This window comes from Acinetobacter gyllenbergii CIP 110306 = MTCC 11365, assembly GCF_000413855.1.
Classification (GTDB): domain Bacteria; phylum Pseudomonadota; class Gammaproteobacteria; order Pseudomonadales; family Moraxellaceae; genus Acinetobacter; species Acinetobacter gyllenbergii.
The window spans coordinates 1-20,749 of record NZ_ATGG01000017.1; the positions used below are offsets into that span (position 1 = coordinate 1).

Here is a 20,749-nt window from a genome sequence, read left to right on the forward strand (position 1 = left end):
TTAAATATGGTGGGGGCGAAGAGACTCGAACTCTTACACCTTGCGGCGCTGGAACCTAAATCCAGTGCGTCTACCAATTTCGCCACGCCCCCGATGGGTATGCATATTAGTGAGAAACATGCAGCATGACAAGTCTTTCACCTAAAAAAACCAATCAACTGAACACATAATATTCAAATCTAGCATTGATGTTTATTTTTACGGCAAATCAATGGCGTTTAGACTATTTTTTGCAGCTAAAACTGAATTAAAGCGTTGTTTAACATGCTTTTGGGTTAACCCATTCAGCAGAGGAAGAAAAACCTCAAATTCAATCGGAAGCTGAATCTGTAGTTGTTGACAATGTAAAACGGCCCAATCGTGATAAGTGCTCGCCTTTAAGCGAGATTGAGTGAGCCATTCATACACAATAATCCCCAAAGCATAGAGATCACTTTGAATACTTTTCCCTGCCCCTTGAAAAAGCTCTGGGGCCATATAATGTGGTGTTGCATCCAAGCTCTGCATGGGCTGCCCAATTCTAAAACATTGCTCAAAATCGATTAATCTGCACGAATGACCGTATAAACGAAAATGTTCAGTTTTCAGATCACCATGCACCCAACCTGCTTGATGCAAGCTATCTAAAGCCTCGAACGCGCTTAGAATCTTTTGTTTAATTCTGTTCAGGGATTCGGATGCCGAAATCAGAATAAAAAAATGGGGGCTATCGATGCTCACTAAGCCCTGCCTAGCCTGATCGATAGCAACATCACTTTTAATTTGACTCAGTGAAATGATTGCATACGGCAATAAAAAATTTTGCTTGATGCCCTTAAATTTCTGATAAAAATCCAATTCACGTAAAAATGCTTGTTCCAAAATAGGATGGCTATCGGCTTGATGGAATTTAAGCCAATAACCGTGTTGATCAACTTGGAAGGTATAAACACGTCGCCCAAAGGCATAGCTTTGTGCTTTAGTCCTTAGCCTTAAATCTTCAAGTTGAATTTCTGGATCAGAGATCCACGTAGTAAAACTCATTCTGCTGCTTTTCGTCCTGCTTCCGCAATGATGTTAAACAATGCTCAATGGTTTTACCAATCCGCGCATGAATTTCAATTGAGGCGATTTTTGGCCAAGTTGCCCGCTCGCCCTCTTGTTGCAATACTTTAAACAGTTTCGGACGTGGATTTTGCAACATATAGCTATAGTGTCTGAAACCATATTTGGCAATGATATTCACATCACCATAATAACGCTGTCCTAAAATCCCGTAACCATGATCAAGCATCCGGCGAATCGGGAAAAAACTCCCCATATAGCTTCGGGTTAGATCCATTACATCCATGGCAATGGTTTTGCCTTGATGGCGGATAATTCGTTCTGGCCAACTGAGCACATCTCGGCGGAAACGGTTGCTGTCACTTTGCATAAACGGCACGATATGCGGATTGACCTGACTGGCAATGGTGTAATTAATATTATACAACCGAGCCATTTTCTCCTGTGGGAAATCACTACGCATACTGCCATCCACCCATTTGGTATTGGCAAGGTACGGTGTATGTTGTCCATCATAACGTTTACTGGTCAAATGCACAGGTGGAAATAATACAGGTACAGCACAAGAAGCCAGTACTGCACTCCATACCAACACATTCGGTGCGGTTAATGCATTCATAATGCGTGGGTTCTGTGCGGTATTATACGGCGCTATCACAATATTAATATGTCGTTTGGACTGCTTATATGCCTCGGCAAAAGTAACATCACCCAAGTTCTGCATCAGGAATTTTTTTAAATACATCACATCCGCAACCCCACCACGGCCCCGAATCAATTCACTGATTTTCCTAAACTTAAAGGCATCACTAAAAAAGTGTTCACCTTGCAGCAATTCAGGCACTTTATCAGGTGTAGACACGCCTAACATGCCTGTCATGATTGCCCCAGCACTTGAACCTGATAAAACTTGCGGCATCAAATCCTGCTCCAAAAGCGCCTTACAAACGCCAGTATGGAATAAACCCAAAGTTGCGCCACCTGAAAACATCAAAGCGGGTTGACCATAGGCTTTTTGGCATTCTTCAAAAAACTGAATTTTCTCTTTCAATTGGAAAGTAATACACTCACTCGAAGCTAAGTAACGCAAGCAGTCACTCATTTCTTCAACATAGTTTTCAATGATCTTTTTGGTACCAAAATAAGTTTCGGCAAACAGCATCGGATGCCCAATATTGGCAAAGTCATATGACAGACCTTCTCTTAACACATAGATCAAATCCAGCGTGCGATGCTGCATACGATATTTTTTTAATAGGTTATAGCGTTTCGAAAGGATTTCCGCATCAAAATATGGCGACTCATTGTCATATTTCCATGCCTCATGACCAGATTCTTGATCCAGTTTTAGTGCAATTTCTTTCCACTCTGTATAAGAGCTTGCATGTCGTAGGCGTTCTTGCAATACATCAACTCTATGTGACTGATATGTATTCTTTTTCTCTTGAACTCTATTGAACATTTGCAATCCTGATTTTCAGCTTATTTTTTATATGCTTGCACCTATACAATGCAAAATGCTGCCGCAACAATCAAGGGTAAAATCGATTTATTTCGATATTTCTGATGATATTTTCTTTATTTCAGTAATAGCAGTGATAGTATCCCTATTCATCATTGAGTTTGGTTTATATGTATGGCTATCCTTGATTTACCCGAATCTATCCTTCAATCCTTATCGAGTGTATTAACACAGTTGCAGCAAGTTCTCCCAGAACCAAAGCAACCCACGGATTTCTCTGCAACCGCCTTCCGTTGGGAAAATCAGCAGCTGGTCGCCATACAGCAACCCAAGAAAATGTATCTGGAAGACTTAAAGGGAATTGAGCGCCAAAAAGACAAAATCATTCAAAATACGCTGCAGTTTTTGAATGGCTTACCTGCCAATGATGTATTACTGACAGGTTCTCGCGGTACAGGGAAATCATCGATTGTACGTGCCCTATTGACTGAATATTCCGCTCAAGGTTTACGTTTGATTGAGATTGAACGTGATGATTTATCGGATTTACCTAAGATTCAAAAACTGATTGAGCATCGTCCTGAAAAATTTATTGTTTATTGTGATGATCTTGCCTTCAATGCTGAAGACGAGAACTACCGTAGCTTGAAAAGTGTGCTGGATGGTTCACTGCAATCGGGTTCGAGCAATTTTATTATTTACGCAACCAGTAACCGTCGTCATTTACTGCCTGAGTTTATGCATGAAAATACCCCTGTGCGTAAGGTCGATGTACCGCAATATACAGAACTGCATCCACAGGAAGCGATTGAGGAAAAAATTTCGCTTTCTGATCGTTTTGGTCTGTGGTTATCGTTCTATCCTATGGACCAACTACTCTACTTAGCAATCGTTGAACACTATATTGTCAAAGCCAATTTGGACTATAACGATCTGGTTCGTGGTGAAAGTTTGAAATGGTGCCAAGCACGTGGGCAACGCTCTGGTCGTGCTGCTTACCAGTTCTCAAAACACTGGATTGGCTCACAAAACCTAGAGAAACTATCAAACAAAACATCCGCATAAATGTCCTGAAAAGCTGTAGCTTTGTCCTTATTTCCGCTTAGCATCGGCAATTGTTTCTCATACTCTAGCTGTCACAGCATGGATTGAGTTTAGGAAACAAGATGAAGAAACAATTGCCACCGACCTCCCTGACCAGCAAAATTATGGGCAAAAGCTTATTGCTTGCGCAAGGTACGCTCGATAAAGCCGTAAAATATTCGACCCTTCCATTTTCAGAACCTGAAATTATCCGTCCACGTACAGAAGAAAAATTTTATACCTGGACACATTATGGAATTTTCTTTCCGCTACTTCCAGAGCCTCATCGTTATTTAAATATCATGATTTTATTGGGTACGCCTGGCGCATTGGCTTTTGACCATGATGACATTACGCTGGGCAACCCTAGAAAAACAGCAACCTTCTTTTCCAGTACCGCGGCTGTAGATGAACACCTATTAAGAGCTTATCTCATTCCAGAACAAGCCAATATCCAAGACAATGGCACATTGATTGAACTGGGTGAAGAAGTTTATATTCAAGGTACATTACCGAATATTCATCTCAAAGGTAGCTATCACGGGCTCAGCTTTGAATTTGATTTGGATGTCTCCGATCAAATTTCATGGTTTATTAAAACGCCGATCTATGATCATTTTAGTCTGTTGGCGAGCTTTAAAGGTCAGCTTGAGTATCAAGGTAAAACCACGCCTGCCGAAGGCTTATGCACCTATGAATATGCACGTGCAGCAGGTGCACATGGCGTGGTGAAAAAACTATTACCCGCACCATATAAATTACCTTTAGACTTTTTCACTTATCAAATTATTAATTTAACCGAGACCACCCAATTATTGCTCACCAAAGCCGATATTTTGGGTCAGCCTGCCGCCTATAGTCTGCATGTTCGCCATACCGATCAACCAGCAGAAATCTATACCAATGTGGAATTCAAAGTACTTGCCCATCAAGTTGATGATTATGTTTCTCCGAGTGGTAAGAAAATGCGCTTACCACAACAGTTCTCTTGGTCAGTCAAAGATGATGCTGATCAAAAGGTTCTCGAGATCACTGCGGAAATTGATAGTCCATTTCGTTATGGCCATGGGATTGGTTATGCCAGCGCCTACACCTTCACGGGGGAATATTTAAATAAACCCGTTCAAGGTCGTGGTTATATCGAATATGTGGATGTAGAAGACCAAAACGCATTTAAGCAATAAATAAAAACAGTAAGCCTTTGCGATCCATCAAAGGCTTACTCACATGCGATGAAAATGATGTTGCCAATAACCGTTAAAGTGCTGCTGGCTTAAATGCATCAATCATTTGGTTAATTGAATCCTTGATCTCCGCAGCTACATTTGCATCATAACCTTCAACCAAGAATCGGCTAATGAGCCCTTCGATCAGCGTATAAGTCACCTCAATCAACATTTCTGCCTTTGGATAAGCGTGCAGATATGCTGTGATTAAGTTTCTAATCCAAACTTTGTGTTCTTTTGACACAGAGATAATCTCCTGATCGCCCAAATGCGACTCCGCTACCGCTCTGACGAATAAGCAACCTTTAAAGTTATCTTCTTGAAACCATAATAAATGCCAATCGATCAGCCTATTCAATGCCTCTCGCCCTGTTGCATCGGCAACATAATTCAAAAGACGCTGTCTGAAATTTTCGTCCCGTGCCTCCAAGACTGATTTCACCAATTGATTTTTATTTTTGAAATAGGTGTACATCGTGGTTTTTGAACAGCCAGACTCATCTCGAATCAGGTCAACACCCACTCCAACAAAACTATTTTCATAAAATAATTTTTCTGCAGTATGCAAAATTTTATTGGCTGACTTTGACATAAAAATTTACTCAATCAAAATAGTACAGATCTGTACTATTTGTAATTTTAGTTTTATTATCGGCATAAAGCAACCCTGTCATGAGATCACCATGTTATCTTTATTCAACGGTAGAGAACATCTCGCCCCCATGCCCCAATCCATTGATGTCATAAGAAGCCTCATCGGTGGAACATTGAGTATTTTGATCTTAATTTTGCTCAGTAAATTGACCCACAATCTATTTATCATGGCACCATTCGGCGCAACCTGCGTTATTCTCTATGCGGTATCTCAATCGCCCTTGGCTCAACCCCGCAATGTGATTTTGGGGCATTTTGTCTCGGCTTTTATTGGTTTACTATTTCTTAAAGTGTTTGGTGTCTCGACACTGAGCATTGCCCTGTCTGTTGGCTGTGCCATCGCAGCTATGCAACTGTTACGCTGTGTACATCCGCCTGCAGGTGCAAATCCATTAGTGATTTTACTCACGGCAAATACCATTCAATACCATTGGAGTTTCTTATTTTTCCCCGTGTTATTAGGCTCCATTGCACTCGTCATGGTGGCATGGCTGGTCAACAATTTAAAATCCGAGAAAAAATGGCCTGTGTATGGATTGGCTTTTATCCACAGCAAAAAGAATCTTCAATAAAATCCGGATCGGTTAAGGCCTGCTCCATACGCTTTAATCGATTTCCTTTTAGCAATCCAAGTTAAATAAATAGAACGCATAAACTTTTGCTTGCAAATAATTTACTTTTCCATAAAATTAGGTAGGTCGGTATACATATATTTATTTTCTTATGAGCTCGAAATCAGCAAAACAAAAAATCTTGGATGCAGCAGCAACCCTGTTTTATAACGATGGCATCAGTAACACAGGCATCAACAGCATTACAGAGAAAGCCAATGTGGCCAAAATGTCGCTGTACAATAACTTTGCGACCAAATCAGACTTAATCACGTGTTATATCGAAGCCCGTCATCAGGAATGGTTAGATTTATACCAAAAAAGAAAAGTGCAGATTGAAACCCCGATTGATGGCATTTTGGCTATTTTTGATGCCTATCAGGATCACGCTGAATTTGCCTATGAAAAAGGCTTCCGGGGGTGTGGCCTACTCAATGCCGCCGCAGAGTTTCCTGCGCATAGTCCTGAACGCTTAGCTGTTAAACAGCATAAAGATGAAATCGAAGCGATTTTAGCGGGGCATTTACAGCAACTCAGTATCAGCCCACAGCGAGTAAAAGAACTAGCACTGCTACTTTCATTTATCTTGGAAGGTTCGATTGCCCGTGCTGGTTTAGAAAGTTCCAGTGACAAAGTGTTTGCAGCAAAACAAATGGTGCAAAACCTATTAGAACAAGAGGTTGCAAAGTGAGTCGTCGTTCTTTAAACCTCAGTTCTCATTCTGGCTTTATTGCTGTCCTCATTGCCTCAATTTTATGGGGCACCACAGGCACAGCTGCCTCTTATGCACCCAATTTAAGCCCTTTAGCGATTGGCGCAGTTGCCATGGGGGGCGGTGGATTATTACAAGCCTTATTGGCCCATAAAAACATCCGCAGTCATTTACCACAAATTCGTACTTACTATCCATTACTGTTAATTGGCATGGTCTCCGTTGCGATTTACCCATTAGCCTTCTATTCATCGATGCGTATGGCAGGGATTACCATTGGCACGGTCGTCTCAATTGGTTCTGCACCCTTATTTACCGCATTGCTGGAAAAGTTTTTTGATAAAAAAGCTCTCTCTAAAAAGTGGTTTATCAGCTTTATCTTTGGTGTGGCTGGTGTTCTATTGTTATCTATAGGTGAATCACATTCCCAAGCAACAACACAAGCGATTGCAACAGACCAGAAAGCCCTTGGAATTATTCTTGGACTGATCGCGGCACTGACCTATTCTTTATATTCTTGGGCTGCTAAAAAAATGATTGATCGCGGTGTCGACTCAAAGGCATCCATGGGCTTAATTTTTGGTTTCGGTGCTTTAATTCTATTACCAACACTGTTTTTTACGGGTTCAAACCTGTTTGATGAGCCTGTGAATTTGTATGTTGTCGGTTATATGATGCTGATCCCAATGTTTCTCGGTTATCTGTTATTTGGTTATGCCTTAAAGACCATTTCAGCGAGTACCGCGACCACCCTTACCTTATTTGAACCACTGGTTGCCGCTTTGTTTGCCGTTTTATTAGTCGGTGAGCAACTGGCACCGATTGGTTGGGTTGGTATGGCATTGATTTTTATGTGTTTGGCCGTGTTGTCTAAAGCAGATCGTTCACAACCAATGACATAGAAACGTCTAAGCTATTAATATCAAAAGTAGAAACATTGCAGTTGCAAAGCTAAAAATAATAATTTTCCCATTAAAACGTAGTGCCTCTTTGGCTAATTTTTTAATGGGTTCCTCTTTTTTTAATCCAATAATCGACAAAATAATACCGATAAAATTACAGATCACCGAGATAATTAATGCCAATAAAAAGAATAGATGGACAGGTGGCATTTCACAAATCCGATCAGGGACACATGGGATACTGAGAACATAAATGGAAAACACTGCTGCCGCAGCAATAACAATTATACTGAACCATGCAACTATCGTTGCTGCTTTAACTGACCACATTATTTTGCTTTTTCTTTTGTAATTACTGAAAATACATACTTAAGTTTTATAATAAATAACAATTGATGATTCGCGATGCAGAAATATCTCTACATCGCGAATAAGATTTTTTGAAGATCAATATTCTTTTGCTAATTTCTCTAAAGTTGTGAGCATTTTTCTCACCACACTTCTTTTATGATGCAACATATTCTTAATGTTGCTTGGATTAAAGCCAGTCAATTTTGCGATACCACGACTGGTCATATACTCACCCGTTTTCGCAAAGTGCTTTTCACTTAACTCGGTTTTCGCATTTGAGAATCGAACTGCTAGCTTATAATCACTAAACTCAGACCATGCACCAGTCTTATATTCGTCCGCATCAAAGCTACCCTTCTGCTGAGTAGGTTTTTCGCGTAAAATATTACTCAAGCGGTTAATGACAATCTTTTCTTCACTTTGCTCAATCAATTGATAAAGCTCAGTTTCTTCAAATGGTCGCCCCAAAGCAATGTCTTTTCGATATTGTTCAATCACTTTTTCTTTTGATGCAACCTTTTCCTCACCTTTTTGAGTGAGGCAGAGAATCTTAAATAAAGACTCTAATCGGCCACATGTAAAAATATAAGAAATTTTCAACTTTTGTACTCCACAATGAGTTTTAGCTCATCAAAAATAAATAATTTATCCAATACTTTAATACGATAGCGTTGACTTTAAGTCTTTGCCATGTACATAAATCAAGAATTTGATTTTTAAATATAAGAATGGTCTAAATTGCCCCTTAATCTAAGGATCAATTTAGAAAAATACGTTCCATTTTAGGTCGGTTGTAACTCAGTCATTGGCCATCTTGGTGTCGTCGTCACCGCCAAACCATCATGTTGTCCAGCTTTTAAACGCTGATATCCAGCAAAAGCAATCATGGCACCATTGTCTGTACACAATGCGGGTTCGGCATAATAAACATGTGCCTTGATCTTTGCCAGAGAAGTTTCTAATTGTTCACGCAAACGCAGATTAGCACTCACACCACCCGCAATCACCAACCGTTTTAAACCCGTTTGCTTTAAAGCTTTCACTGATTTTTTGACTAGAGTATCAACAACTGCTTCTTGGAAAGAGGCTGCCACATCGGCATCACGATTCTCTTCACCTAACTTTTTCAATTGTACTGAAACTGCAGTTTTAAGACCGCTAAAAGAAAAATCCAAACCTTGATGCAAGATTGGTCTCGGAAATTCAAATGCTTTGGCATCGCCCTGTAACGCCAATTTCGCAATATTCGGTCCACCTGGATAAGGCAGTTTCATCATTTTTGCGACTTTATCAAAGGCTTCACCCGCTGCATCGTCAATTGACTCACCGAGCAATTCATATTGACCGATCCCATAGGCCGCCATTAATTGGGTATGCCCACCTGAAACCAATAAAGCCACAAACGGAAATTCCGGTGGATTTTCCGAAAGTAATGGTGCCAGCATATGACCTTCCATATGGTGTACACCAATCGCAGGCTTATTAAATGCAAAGGCTAAACTGCGGCCAAATAAAGCACCTGTCATCAATGCTCCCATCAGTCCTGGACCACGGGTATAGGCAACTGCATCAATCTCTTGCTTTTTGACGCCACTTTGCTCAAGCAGTTGATTAATCAAAGGAATCATCTTGCGAACATGGTCACGTGAAGCCAATTCAGGAACGACACCACCATATTCCGCATGTAATTTGATCTGGCTATATAGAACCTGTCCACGTAAGCCGAGCTCGCTATCATAGAGTGCTAACCCAGTTTCATCACACGAAGTTTCTAAGCCCAAAACAATCATTAAACTGCCTTTACAACGATCAAAAATAATATCAGAGCTATTATAGACTTGTGATCTGAGTTGTAAATGAGTAAAATACTGACCTTCACTTGCGATCTAATGCAATAGTGCGTTAGATCTTATCCATCATCTTAGAGGATTTTACATGCCACAAGTTAAGTTGAAAGAAGGCGAACCAGTAGACGTAGCTATCCGTCGTTTCAAACGTTCATGCGAAAAAGCGGGTGTTTTAGCTGACGTTCGTAAGCGCGAATTCTATGAGAAACCAACTCAAGAACGTAAGCGCAAAAAAGCTGCTGCAGTTAAGCGTTATCAAAAGAAATTGACTCGCGAATCTGTACGTACTACTCGCCTTTACTAATTAATTTGTGATTGACTGCTGAAGAGACTATGAATACTTTAAAAAACCAAATTACTGACGTGTTAAAAAACTCAATGCGTGCCAAAGATATGGCAACAGTAACGGTTATTCGTGGTGTACAGGCAGCAATTAAGCAAATCGAAGTCGATGAGCGCATTGAGCTTGACGATGCTCAGGTTCTTGCGGTCATTGAAAAGCAAATTAAACAACGTAAAGAATCGATCAAGGCCTTTTCTGGCGCTGGTCGAGATGATTTAGCTAGTAAGGAACAAGCCGAAGTTGAGGTTATTTCTCAATTTCTACCAGCCGCTATGACTGAGGAAGAACTTGATTCCATCATTGAGCAAACGATTGCTGCTCAAGAAGCTACTAGCATGAAAGATATGGGTAAGGTGATGAATTCTCTACGTCCGATCATAGCCGGGCGTGCCGATCCTGCACAAGTATCTGCTAAAATTAAAGCAAAATTAAGCTAATCTGCTTAGTCCCCCTTATATCATCTATTCAATTAAAAAATTGGATTCATTTCAATAATGAACCCAAGGTTTTTTATTATTTAAAATCACACTGAACATTATACTTCGCAAGCATTTGCATTTCTTTTGACTCAACCACTTGCTTGATTAAATCCTGCTTGGTCATGCTGGCATATTGCGCTGGTAAAGATGAACGATTTTGTTCAATCGCATCAGACATATCCTGAATATAACGCTGATTAATCTGGCAGTACTTTGCTTGTTGCTCTGGGGTAAATTGTGAGATTTGTGGATTCAGACTCCGTAAAAAGCTACGGATGTCCTGTGCATACGCACTACGGATTTTATCCACTGAATTTGCATACTGCTCAATCGATGCCGCTGAGCTAATCCCCACACTGCTGATCGCAAAAATAAAAACTAAAATTTTCTTCATATATGCTCTAACTTCTCAGCGATTCTTTACGCTCGTCATCTTATCTTAATTCAATAAATTTTGGTTTATGCTCAAGAAAAAATTCTTCCTTCGGTGCTGGTAACTCTCCTACTGTCACTGTACCGAGTCGTAAGCGAATGACATCAGGTAAATCTATACGATAGGAATAAACTGGACTAGCACAGTTTTGACAAAAGACGCGCGCCTTGTTGGGTGTATGAAAATATTCTTTCAGTTGCTCTCGCCCAGAAATCAGTTCAAATTTGCTTTGCTCAATCGGACTGTTCCACCCCGCAATTGAGCCTTGAGCCTGTTGGCAATGACTGCAATAACATAAAATGCTGTTTTCAATTTCGCCATGATATTGATACTGTACAGCACCACACAAACATTGCCCTTGGATCATGTGTCTTTCCTTGAATTATTTTAATCGGGATTAGAGTCGCATACGGCGCTCATCTTGCATCTGTTTTAAGCGTGCGTCAATCTTAGCCGACATCGCGATATTCCCCTTAGCGAGTCTTTGTGCATGCAACATCGACTTAATCGCATTTTCTTCGTAACCCGACCAATACTCTGCCTCTGCACGATAACCCAACACATTGACTGCCTGTAATGGTGAACTCTTATCCAGATTGGTTGCCTGTTGCAATAATTGCCAACCTTCAATATCACGCTGGTTTTTATGGATAAAGCGCTGCACCAAAATCTGTGCTTGGGCCACTTGCCCTTGGCGAATCAGAACTTCCGCCAGTTTATAGGACAAAGCTCTATTCTCAGGCATGGTTTTTTGAATCGAATTGATACTGGCATATGCCTGATCCAGCTTATTTTGACCCAAATAAATATCAGTTTGAATCAAAGGAATCAGCACATGATTTTTCAATTTAGTCTTCACTAAGTCCAAATTGGCTTGTGCTTGTGCATAGTCACCTTGTTCAAGATAGAACTTGCTCAGTGCCAATTGTGCAGCTGTATTTTTCTGATTGGCCAGTGACTGTAATTGAATTTCAGTGGCCTGATTTGAAACCACTAAGGTATAGAGTTTTAAAATTTCAAAATCGAGATCATAAATTTTTGATTTCACTTTCGGTAATTGATTGGCACGCAAACGTGCTTCACTCATACGCTCGGTGGTTAAAGGATGGGTAAACCAAAAGTCTGGTAAGAAGCTAACACGGCTGGTGGCACGATGCATGGTTTCAAAATAATCTGCCATGCTCTGTGGGTTATAACCTGCGGAATACATAAACTGCATACCGATACGATCCGCTTCACGCTCCTGATTACGACTATAACTCAACTGCTTATCCATCAATGCCGCTTGAGTCCCCATCATGACCGCTGCACCCGCATTACCATCAGCCTGAGATGCAATCGCTGCACCAACAAGAATCCCCGCCAATGCGAGCAAACCCTGCCCCTTAAAGGCTTCTTGAGAACGACTATAGTGGCGTTGTGATACGTGCGCAATCTCATGCGCCATGACCCCTGCAATCTCATCCAAATTCTTTGCTGAGGTAATCAATCCTGTATTTAATGCAAATAAACCACCAGGCACAGCAAAAGCATTAATTTGAGGATCTTTGATAATCACTAAGCCAATTGGTTGACCGAGTTGAGTCTGGCTTAAAATGCCTGAAAAGACCTGTAAGAACTGATCTTCCAACCATGCATCTTGCACAGTTGGCATTTGACGATGCACTTCACGATAAACCTTTTCACCGATAAATTTTTCTTTTTGTTGATCGAGCAAACCTATACCGCTGCCAATTTCAGGCACTTCTGTTTGCCCTGCACTATGCACAGGCAAAAAAACCTCAGTGTGACTCAGTTGAGTGGTGGCGAAAAGGCCACAGGCGAGCAGGAACGATCTCAAGTGGTTTCTCTATGATTTTAATAAAGAAATTTAATATAGCATTGAAAAAAGGAGAAATTTGCAACAAAGTGTTATAAAAGGCAGGAAAATCCTGCCTGACTTTATGATTTTTGCAAGTGAATGAATTACTCTGCCGCGACGTAACGCTGATCTACACTAAATTTCTCTGGGAATTTCGCATTGATCGTGGCATAAAAAGACATGATCTCGGTCATATCCTTTTCATAATCCCCTGTAGGATAAACAATTTTTCCTACACCTGTTTTTTTCTTGGCATAGTCCATATACGCGAGCGCAATCGGCACACCCGCTGTTATTGCGACATGATAAAAACCGGTTTTCCATTGTTCTTGTTTAGCACGCGTCCCTTCTGGGGTCACCAACATGACCAACTTTGGATGCGTCTTAAATAAATCACTCATCAACTGAACCATACTTGGACGTTCTTGACCTTCATGCTTGACACGACGATCAATACCGATACCGCCCATGGCACGCACAAAAGGACCAAATGGCAATTTCATATAACTGTCTTTGATGGTGAGACGAACATTAACACCCAAAGCCTTCAATGCCAAACGGGCATAGAGTGCATCCCAATTGCTGGTGTGCGGGGCAGCAATCATCACACATTGGTCAATATTTAAATCCCAATGATTGTCAATTTCCCAGCCCATTAAACCCAAACTTTGTTCAGCTAATTTCTCGAACACCAGACACCCCAAGATGAAGTCACAAAGGGCGCAAGTGTACCAATATTAATCAACTTAAAAAGATAGAGCCGCACAATAATGCAGCAATCAAATGGTCAGCATTGTAAGCAATTATTCAAACTTCGGATTCACTAAATAGCGAGGTATACGATCCTCTAAGGCATCAATCAAATTCTGATAAGCCAGCTTCACCATTTTCTGGCGTGTTTCAGCTGTCGCTGAACCTAAATGTGGTACGGTGACTGCATTTGCCAGTTCAAATAAGGGAGAGCTTTGCAACGGTTCTTTGGCATAAACATCCAATCCCGCAGCAAAAATTTTATGTTGTTGTAAGGCTTCGATTAAAGCATTTTCATCGACCACAGACCCTCGTGCAATATTGACGAAGACCGCATGTTTTTGCATTAACTCAAACTGTTCTGCACCAATCAGTGCTTTAGATTCACTATTTAAATCGACTGCAACCACAATAAAATCAGATTGTTGCAACAACTGGTCTAAATCACGATATTGTGCATTGAAAGCTTGCGCTACTTCAATCTTTTCACGGCGATTATGGTACAAAATATTCATATTAAAACCATAAAAACCGCGGCGGGCAATGGCAGCACCAATATTCCCCAGACCGATAATACCCAAGGTTTTACCAAAAACATCCACACCAAATTGTTCAGTCGATACGGTTCGTTTCCATTGACCTTGTTTGGTCCATGCATCTAAGTAAGGAATTTGCCGTGCAGCACTGAGCAATAAAGTAAACGCAAGATCAGCAGTTGTTTCTGTCAGTACGTGTGGGGTATTGGCAAGCCAAATTTTCTTTTGATTGAGATAGTCGACATCATAGTTATCGTAGCCAACCGATACGGTCGAAATAATTTTAAGTTTTTGTGCAGGCGCTAAGTTACTCTCATTGAGTAAACGCCCTGCACCAATCATGGCATCAGCATCCATCACTTCGGTTCGAATCTGCTCATTGATATCACCAAGCTTTGGATTGAGCACCACCACCTGATAATCTTGCTGTAACTGCGCTATCACGTCCTGATCTATTTGGCTGAATACAACGACTTTCTTCATGATTAAATTCCGACTTTTATTGCATGAGCTGCCACAACCGTTTTTTCAATACAGGTTGAGCCAGCATTTCTTCTAAACTCGCTAAATGTAATATATTGGAATGCTGAATAAAGTCTAGTTGACCTAAGCATAATATTTTTTTGTTATTTGCTGTCGCATCCAGGAAACCTTGGATATAAGACGACAATCCTCTGCTCTCTTGAAATGCAGCCAATGGAAATGGCCATTTCAATTCAGCATATTGCCCGAGTTTTGCCTTTTGAATATTTTGCCAGAGTTGGCGTTGAGCATCGCTGAGCTGGCCACTTGCTAATAAAATGGCGCAGTTCTCCAGCACATACATTTGTAATTCAAATGCTTGAATCTGTGCTGTAATCACAATTTGTTCTTTTTCAGCAACAACCTCTTTAACAGCAGGCTTTGCAATAATTTCTTTAGGCTGAGGAGCTTCTTTTTCGGCGATCGCTAATGTTTGTACGGGTGCAATTTGAATTTGTTGTGATGTTGGTGCGACATCTAATATCGGTGGCAGCGGCTGTGCGGCTTCTTCAACAATTTGGTCTCGCCATAAACTCGGTGCAGTATTTTTTTGACATACCACTTCTCTCGGAATCCAAACATCTATCCCTAAAGTTGCCAATATGTTTCTTTGCTGCCCGATCATGTTACCTACTCGTTGTTTTGACTCACAGTGATTTACAACACTGTAACCCTGCATAGTCTAGCATAAACCAAGTCCGGCTAAATGACTTCCTTTTGCTCAATCACATCAATACACATTCAATTCTCATTGGTTTAGGCAAGTATTCAATAACAATAGGCAAGTTCTCATTCATCGACTTTTAGACAATATTTCATCATTTTGTCGCTTTTAGTTTTTATTACTGTTGTATCGAATGCTCAAATGAAAAGGTTGACGCTCTCTATGCTTATTCTTTTTGCTATCGCTGTTGTTCTGCTCATTGCTGGCAGTGCCATATATACCCAACAACCCTTATTCGGTAAAATCCCTTCTGGTGAACGACTACAAGTCATTAAAAGTTCTCCCAACTATCGCCAAGGCCAATTTCGAAATTTAATTGAAAAATCAGGCATGAGTGAAGGTTCAAGTATTGCGGTAGAACTCTACAAAACCTTTATCAAAACCATTCCTCATCGCGATCCAATTGATCCGATTCCCTCCATTAAAACCAATTTACTCAATCTCGATCCCAAACAGGATGTCATCATCTGGTTTGGGCACTCATCCGTATTCATGCAACTGCATGGTAAAACCTTTTTGATTGATCCAGTCATGAGCGGTAAAGCCTCTCCGTTCCCTTGGGGCACCCGTGCCTATAAAGGGACTGATATCTATACAGCTGAAGACTTACCCAATATTGATTATCTACTGATTTCACATGATCACTATGACCATCTGGATTATGAAACGACGCTCAAACTCAAGGACAAAGTCAAATATGTCATTACTGGTCTAGGTGTGGGTGAACATTTTGAGTACTGGGGTTATCCTAAAGATAAGCTGATCGAAAGAGATTGGGGTGACCGAATCGAGTTTGATGATGGCATTAGTATTATCACCGAAACCACGCATCATGATTCACGACGGGCTTTTGACGGTGGCAAAAATCTTTGGGTGTCTTTCGTGATTCAGTCTCCCAATAAAAAGATTTTCTATACTGGAGATGGTGGTTATGACAAACACTTTATCGAGATTGGACAGAAATACGGTCCCTTTGATTGGGCGCTGATGGAAAATGGTCAATACGACAGCGCATGGCGTTCTGTGCATTGCCATCCAGATGAAGTGGCACAAGCGACTGAAGAACTAAAGGCACGCAATATGATTCCCGTACATCATTCCAAATTCAGTTTAGCCAAGCATGCTTGGTATGAACCGATTACCCGCATTGTTGAATATTCAAAAAGCAGGAAATATCGCCTCGCCACCCCCATGATTGGTGAATTGGTTGAGTTGGATAATGAACAGCAACCGTTTAAACAATGGTGGAAGAATATTCGCTAATTTAATCATGATTTTTATATCAGCCTCATTTCAATGAGGCTTTTTGATGGATAGTCCAAAAATCGACAAGCTCATCAAATTAGGCAAACAACTGCGCATTTCAGGTCAATCCGTTTCGTGTTTTTAGGCTTAAATGAAATTATCAAAGATTAAGAAAATGACATCCATATGTATTTTCTTAAATGAAGCATGCGCAATAAAGGTCGTTCAAAATGAAAAAAGTATTAATTCTTGGTGCATCAGGTCAAATTGCTCAATGGGTCATTAAAATGTTGGCCAACGAGCCTAAACTGACTCAAACGCTATTGCTACGTGATGCAAAAAAATTAGGCGCTGATTTACCAACCAACGCAAAAGTCATTGAAGCTGATGTTTTAGATCTGAAAAAATTAAAACAGATCGTACAAGATCAAGATATTGTTTATGCCAACCTTGCTGGTGAATTAGAACAACAAACTCGAAATATCATTGAAGCCATGCACGATACGGGTGTTAAACGTATTATTCTGATTAACTCCTTAGGCATATATGATGAAGTCAAAGGTAAATTTGGTGAATGGAATCGCAATGAAATCGGCAAATACCTTGGCCCATATCGTAAAGCAGCGGATTTATTAGAAGCCTCTGATCTAGATTATAGTATTTTACGTGCGGCGTGGCTCATGGATGAAGATGAAATTGATTATGAAACCACTGAGCGTGATCAGGACTTTAAAGGTACCGTTGTTTCACGTAAAAGTGTCGCCGCCTTCGTCGTGAAAATTATTCAAACGCCAGCCTTAGCCTCTCGAAAAAATTTAGGGCTTAGTAAACCACACTCAGATGCCGATCAACCTTATTTCATCTAAATATGAAAAAATCGGACAAACAGGCACCCTGCTTGTCCGATCCTACCAAGAGTCGGTAGTAAGGGGATGTTGTTTTAAACAGCAACCTGCTGTGCTTTTAGATGCGCATCTTTTAATGCATCTACCTTTAATGCAGGAATATCCAGCCCTTCCGCATAGACAAAACTCACATGATGGATACCCATCAGGCCTAAAACAGACTGAAGATAAGGCGTTACCGCATCCGTCACCTGTCCCAAATGGATTCCACCACGACTGGTCATCACAATGGCTTTCACATTTTCAACCAGACCTTGCGGGTAAGTTTCGGTATATCGGAAGGTGTGACGGGCACGTGCGACCAAATCGAACCAGTTTTTTAACTGTGTCGGAACATTCAGGTTATACATCGGCGCACCAATCAGCAATAAATCGGTAGCCTTCAGCTCAGCGATGAGTTCATCTGATAGCTGGATAATCTTTTGAATTGGAGCAGCAACATTTTCAGCACCGCGTAAGGCATGGAAAATCTCGGCATCTAGTACAGGTAGATTGAGGGCTGCTAAATCACGAATGATCACCTCATCCTGCAAACCTTTCTCAGCACGCTCTTGTAGAAATACATCGACTAAACGACTGGTTTGTGATTGATCACCCATAATGCTTGATTTCAATACCAACACTTTCGCCATGTCTGTTCTCCATATCTTTGATGAAGCTATCTTACTATTAGATTTAAATCACCAGTAGTGATACTATTTCGGTAAATTGATTCCTAAAAATCTACAATAATGCAAACTGAACTCAGTACGATCTCAATCTTTGTTACAGTGGTTGAAGCTGGAAACTTTAGTAATGCAGCTGAACAACTCCATCTGACCCGTTCAGCGGTCAGTAAAAGTATCGCTCGCTTAGAAGAGCGCTTAGGTGTCACGTTATTTAAACGCACCACTCGCACATTGAGCCTAACCACAGAAGGTGCGCTGTTTTATGAACATAGCCATCGTGCGCTCGAAGAAATCCATACTGCTGAAAGCTTATTAGATCAAGGTAAAATCAATGCGACAGGCTTATTAAGAATTTCGGCGCCCGTTCTATTTGGACAGCTCTATGTCGCACCACTGATGGTTGAACTTGCCCAGCGCCATCCAGACTTGCAGGTCGAGCTTTGCTTCAATGATCGCACCGTAGATCTCGTTGAAGATGGCTTTGATTTGGCCATTCGGATTGGAGCACTGCCAGATAGCAATCATTTGGTTGCAAGAAAGCTGGGGGATCACCGCATGTTGCTCTGTGCAACACCAGAATATCTTAAAAAGTCGGGTAGCTTAAATCAGCTTGATGAGCTACAACAGCATACAACGATTGCCTATCCTTATTCAGGACAACAACCCAAATGGCATCTCCAAGATGCTCATAAACAGAGCTACATCATCAAACCACAAGCAAAATTGATGTTGAATGATATGCAGGCGATTAAAAATACCGTCCTCTCACATCATGGCATTGCCTGGTTACCCGATTGGCTAATTCATCACGAACTGCAGCAAGGAACTTTAATTCAAGTTTTGGCAAATTTCTCCAGTGTTGACTTTCCAATCCATGTCATTTGGCCCACTCTGCCCTTCATGCCACTAAAAACCCGTTTGGCGATTGATCAACTGGTGGAAAAATTACCGCAACAACTATACGCCTAAGTTCTTCAAATTCTGCAAGTCTAAAAAAGACAGGCCAAATGCCTGTCTTTTACCCAGTTGTATCCAAGCTGAAGGCTGAAGAATATGCTTAACTGTTGCACTACTTCATCAACAAAATTTAGCTTGTCATAACATCATAGGTGTTTTCTGCAATCATCGTCTGATCCTCGCTCGTGGCTTAAATCGTTTCAGTGCGGCGTAGTTTGAACCAACCTTCTCTTTCTTGTATTTCCTGCCATAGCAGATCGGGAATACTTAGTTCAGGCACATCAATAGGATTCAATTCAAGTGTAATATCATCGAATTGTCTATGCTGTGCCAACGCCACCCAATTTGGATTCATCACCAAAGCCTTACCAATCGCTATAAGCGGCAAACCTAGACCTAAAGCTTGTTCAGCCTGTTGAGGTGTACGTAATAAACCTGCTGCAATGACAGGAATTCGATCTGCCACCCGCTTTAATACATGGTGGATGCTAAGCTGTTGTTGAAGATCATGCTTAGGCATCGAATGAAGCACATCGACTAAAGACACATGTAAATAGTCAATATCAGCTGCAATTAATTGATCAATCAACGCCAGACTGTCTGCAATAGACAAACCATTGTCTTCATACTCTTCAACCGAAATACGATAGCCCAATGCAAAAGGGCGCTGTGCATGTTGTTGAATAACACGTTGCACCTCCGCTACCACTGCTAGAGGAAATGCCATCCGCTTTTCTAATGAACCGCCCCATGCATCATCACGTTGGTTATATAAAGGTGAAAAAAAGTTTTGAATGATAAAGCCATGTGCACTATGCAGTTCAATCCCATCAAATCCAGCATCAATCGCTCGACGCGTTGCTTCACCAAAATCATGGATCAATTGCAAAACTTCATCGTGAGATAATGCCCGACTGGAAAGTTGTTCAGTTTTAAACGGTCCCGAAGTAATTGCCAAGCTACTCGCACTGACAATATCTGCATGAGGAATCAAGTTTGGAATCGCTTTCATACCCGCATGAAAAATTTGTAGGATTGCAGGTGCTCCGCCACTTTTAGCTGCTTGAGCCAATTGGGTCAGACTCGGTATAAAGCGATCATCAAAACCAGCAAACTCGCGGGTAAAGCCAATCCCACTTTCTTGCACATGGGTACAACCTGTGATCACCAAGCCTACATCTTTCACACGCTTACGCATGTACTCAAGTTCTTGAGCTGAAATCGTACTATCTCTATTTGCTGACCAAGTTGTCATTGGCGCCATGACGATTCGATTGCGTAAGTTCAAATCTGCAGTTAATTGAAAAGACTGGAATAACTTAGAATTCACTGAACATACCACCATTCAACTCTAGTAGAGGATTTTGCAAAAATAGAAAGTTGATCAGTCGCCTGACCAACTCAAAACACCGTTTTTTTAACAACAAGCTAAAG

The 20,749-nt window shown here is 41.0% G+C and carries 24 protein-coding genes and 1 tRNA gene; 10 read left to right on the plus strand and 15 right to left on the minus strand.

Translation table 11 applies throughout. The annotated features are described in order from the left end of the window. Window positions 1-7: 7 nt before the first annotated feature. The 3 genes from F957_RS09600 to F957_RS09590 all read right to left on the minus strand — a co-directional run bounded on the left by F957_RS09600 (window position 8) and on the right by F957_RS09590 (window position 2,506). A tRNA-Leu gene (locus tag F957_RS09600) sits at window positions 8-92 on the minus strand. A 106-nt stretch (window positions 93-198) separates the two neighbouring features. Continuing rightward, entirely contained in the window at window positions 199-1,023 is an 825-nt protein-coding gene (locus tag F957_RS09595; RefSeq protein ID WP_016540614.1) for a protein kinase domain-containing protein, read from the minus strand. Continuing rightward, on the minus strand, window positions 998-2,506 hold the full coding sequence (locus F957_RS09590; RefSeq protein ID WP_016540613.1) for a DUF3336 domain-containing protein: 1,509 nt from the start codon (window positions 2,504-2,506) through the stop codon (window positions 998-1,000). Before F957_RS09590 ends, F957_RS09595 begins: the two co-directional genes overlap by 26 nt. A gap of 174 nt (window positions 2,507-2,680) precedes the next feature. Between F957_RS09590 and F957_RS09585 the strand changes: the two genes are divergently transcribed. Together F957_RS09585 and F957_RS09580 are read left to right on the plus strand one after the other, a co-directional pair. Next, the gene (locus F957_RS09585) at window positions 2,681-3,571 is read left to right on the plus strand and encodes an ATP-binding protein (protein WP_016540612.1); all 891 of its coding nucleotides are present in this window, start codon (window positions 2,681-2,683) and stop codon (window positions 3,569-3,571) included. 101 nt (window positions 3,572-3,672) lie between these two features. Further along, window positions 3,673-4,773 carry a DUF6670 family protein gene (locus F957_RS09580; protein ID WP_016540611.1) on the plus strand — a complete coding sequence of 367 codons (1,101 nt, stop codon included), beginning with the start codon at window positions 3,673-3,675 and terminating at the stop codon, window positions 4,771-4,773. Between the two features lie 73 nt (window positions 4,774-4,846). Here F957_RS09580 and F957_RS09575 read toward each other — a convergent pair whose 3' ends face one another. Then, window positions 4,847-5,407: a TetR/AcrR family transcriptional regulator gene (locus tag F957_RS09575; protein ID WP_016540610.1), complete on the minus strand. Its 561-nt coding sequence runs from the start codon at window positions 5,405-5,407 to the stop codon at window positions 4,847-4,849. A gap of 91 nt (window positions 5,408-5,498) precedes the next feature. On the opposite strand from F957_RS09575, the gene F957_RS09570 reads away from it, so the two are divergent. The 3 genes from F957_RS09570 (at window position 5,499) to F957_RS09560 (ending at window position 7,694) form a co-directional block, all read left to right on the plus strand. After that, window positions 5,499-6,041, plus strand: a complete 543-nt coding sequence (locus tag F957_RS09570) for an HPP family protein (protein WP_016540609.1) — start codon at window positions 5,499-5,501, stop codon at window positions 6,039-6,041. 151 nt (window positions 6,042-6,192) lie between these two features. Then, window positions 6,193-6,771, plus strand: coding sequence for a TetR/AcrR family transcriptional regulator (locus tag F957_RS09565; RefSeq protein ID WP_016540608.1), 579 nt, complete (start codon window positions 6,193-6,195; stop codon window positions 6,769-6,771). Further along, window positions 6,768-7,694, plus strand: coding sequence for a DMT family transporter (locus F957_RS09560; protein WP_016540607.1), 927 nt, complete (start codon window positions 6,768-6,770; stop codon window positions 7,692-7,694). The genes F957_RS09565 and F957_RS09560 overlap by 4 nt, the downstream gene beginning before the upstream one ends. A gap of 6 nt (window positions 7,695-7,700) precedes the next feature. On the opposite strand, the gene F957_RS09555 is transcribed toward F957_RS09560, so the two are convergent. The 3 genes from F957_RS09555 to tsaD all read right to left on the minus strand — a co-directional run bounded on the left by F957_RS09555 (window position 7,701) and on the right by tsaD (window position 9,835). Continuing rightward, complete coding sequence (locus F957_RS09555) at window positions 7,701-8,024, minus strand: hypothetical protein (protein ID WP_016660369.1); 324 nt, start codon at window positions 8,022-8,024, stop codon at window positions 7,701-7,703. A 117-nt stretch (window positions 8,025-8,141) separates the two neighbouring features. Continuing rightward, window positions 8,142-8,645, minus strand: coding sequence for a hypothetical protein (locus F957_RS09550; RefSeq protein WP_005243063.1), 504 nt, complete (start codon window positions 8,643-8,645; stop codon window positions 8,142-8,144). A 182-nt stretch (window positions 8,646-8,827) separates the two neighbouring features. After that, window positions 8,828-9,835 carry a tRNA (adenosine(37)-N6)-threonylcarbamoyltransferase complex transferase subunit TsaD gene (gene tsaD / locus F957_RS09545; protein WP_016540605.1) on the minus strand — a complete coding sequence of 336 codons (1,008 nt, stop codon included), beginning with the start codon at window positions 9,833-9,835 and terminating at the stop codon, window positions 8,828-8,830. A gap of 145 nt (window positions 9,836-9,980) precedes the next feature. On the opposite strand from tsaD, the gene rpsU reads away from it, so the two are divergent. After that, on the plus strand, window positions 9,981-10,196 hold the full coding sequence (gene rpsU / locus F957_RS09540) for a 30S ribosomal protein S21 (RefSeq protein ID WP_004652785.1): 216 nt from the start codon (window positions 9,981-9,983) through the stop codon (window positions 10,194-10,196). Window positions 10,197-10,225: 29 nt separating this feature from the next. Beyond that, the gene (locus tag F957_RS09535) at window positions 10,226-10,672 is read left to right on the plus strand and encodes a GatB/YqeY domain-containing protein (RefSeq protein ID WP_004808327.1); all 447 of its coding nucleotides are present in this window, start codon (window positions 10,226-10,228) and stop codon (window positions 10,670-10,672) included. 76 nt (window positions 10,673-10,748) lie between these two features. Here the strand turns inward: F957_RS09535 and F957_RS09530 are convergent, their stop codons facing one another. From F957_RS09530 to F957_RS09505, 6 genes are all read right to left on the minus strand, one after another. Further along, on the minus strand, window positions 10,749-11,108 hold the full coding sequence (locus tag F957_RS09530; RefSeq protein WP_016540604.1) for a hypothetical protein: 360 nt from the start codon (window positions 11,106-11,108) through the stop codon (window positions 10,749-10,751). Window positions 11,109-11,148: 40 nt separating this feature from the next. After that, window positions 11,149-11,514 (minus strand): GFA family protein, encoded by a 366-nt coding sequence (locus F957_RS09525; protein ID WP_016540603.1) that lies wholly within the window; start codon window positions 11,512-11,514, stop codon window positions 11,149-11,151. 30 nt (window positions 11,515-11,544) lie between these two features. Next, entirely contained in the window at window positions 11,545-12,942 is a 1,398-nt protein-coding gene (locus tag F957_RS09520; RefSeq protein ID WP_378319730.1) for a M48 family metalloprotease, read from the minus strand. A 170-nt stretch (window positions 12,943-13,112) separates the two neighbouring features. After that, window positions 13,113-13,700 (minus strand): 1-acyl-sn-glycerol-3-phosphate acyltransferase, encoded by a 588-nt coding sequence (locus F957_RS09515; RefSeq protein ID WP_016540601.1) that lies wholly within the window; start codon window positions 13,698-13,700, stop codon window positions 13,113-13,115. A gap of 111 nt (window positions 13,701-13,811) precedes the next feature. Then, window positions 13,812-14,777, minus strand: a complete 966-nt coding sequence (locus F957_RS09510) for a 2-hydroxyacid dehydrogenase (RefSeq protein ID WP_016540600.1) — start codon at window positions 14,775-14,777, stop codon at window positions 13,812-13,814. 16 nt (window positions 14,778-14,793) lie between these two features. Continuing rightward, entirely contained in the window at window positions 14,794-15,441 is a 648-nt protein-coding gene (locus F957_RS09505; RefSeq protein WP_016540599.1) for a hypothetical protein, read from the minus strand. 261 nt (window positions 15,442-15,702) lie between these two features. On the opposite strand from F957_RS09505, the gene F957_RS09500 reads away from it, so the two are divergent. After that, window positions 15,703-16,803 carry an MBL fold metallo-hydrolase gene (locus F957_RS09500; RefSeq protein WP_016540598.1) on the plus strand — a complete coding sequence of 367 codons (1,101 nt, stop codon included), beginning with the start codon at window positions 15,703-15,705 and terminating at the stop codon, window positions 16,801-16,803. A 212-nt stretch (window positions 16,804-17,015) separates the two neighbouring features. Beyond that, window positions 17,016-17,651: an SDR family oxidoreductase gene (locus F957_RS09495; RefSeq protein ID WP_016540597.1), complete on the plus strand. Its 636-nt coding sequence runs from the start codon at window positions 17,016-17,018 to the stop codon at window positions 17,649-17,651. 74 nt (window positions 17,652-17,725) lie between these two features. Here the strand turns inward: F957_RS09495 and F957_RS09490 are convergent, their stop codons facing one another. Beyond that, window positions 17,726-18,322 (minus strand): NAD(P)H-dependent oxidoreductase, encoded by a 597-nt coding sequence (locus F957_RS09490; protein ID WP_016540596.1) that lies wholly within the window; start codon window positions 18,320-18,322, stop codon window positions 17,726-17,728. A gap of 99 nt (window positions 18,323-18,421) precedes the next feature. Here F957_RS09490 and F957_RS09485 point away from each other — a divergent pair, with 99 nt between their 5' ends. Continuing rightward, complete coding sequence (locus F957_RS09485; RefSeq protein ID WP_016540595.1) at window positions 18,422-19,327, plus strand: LysR substrate-binding domain-containing protein; 906 nt, start codon at window positions 18,422-18,424, stop codon at window positions 19,325-19,327. 178 nt (window positions 19,328-19,505) lie between these two features. Here F957_RS09485 and F957_RS09480 read toward each other — a convergent pair whose 3' ends face one another. Beyond that, the gene (locus F957_RS09480; RefSeq protein WP_016540594.1) at window positions 19,506-20,660 is read right to left on the minus strand and encodes an NADH-dependent flavin oxidoreductase; all 1,155 of its coding nucleotides are present in this window, start codon (window positions 20,658-20,660) and stop codon (window positions 19,506-19,508) included. Window positions 20,661-20,749: the final 89 nt, after the last annotated feature.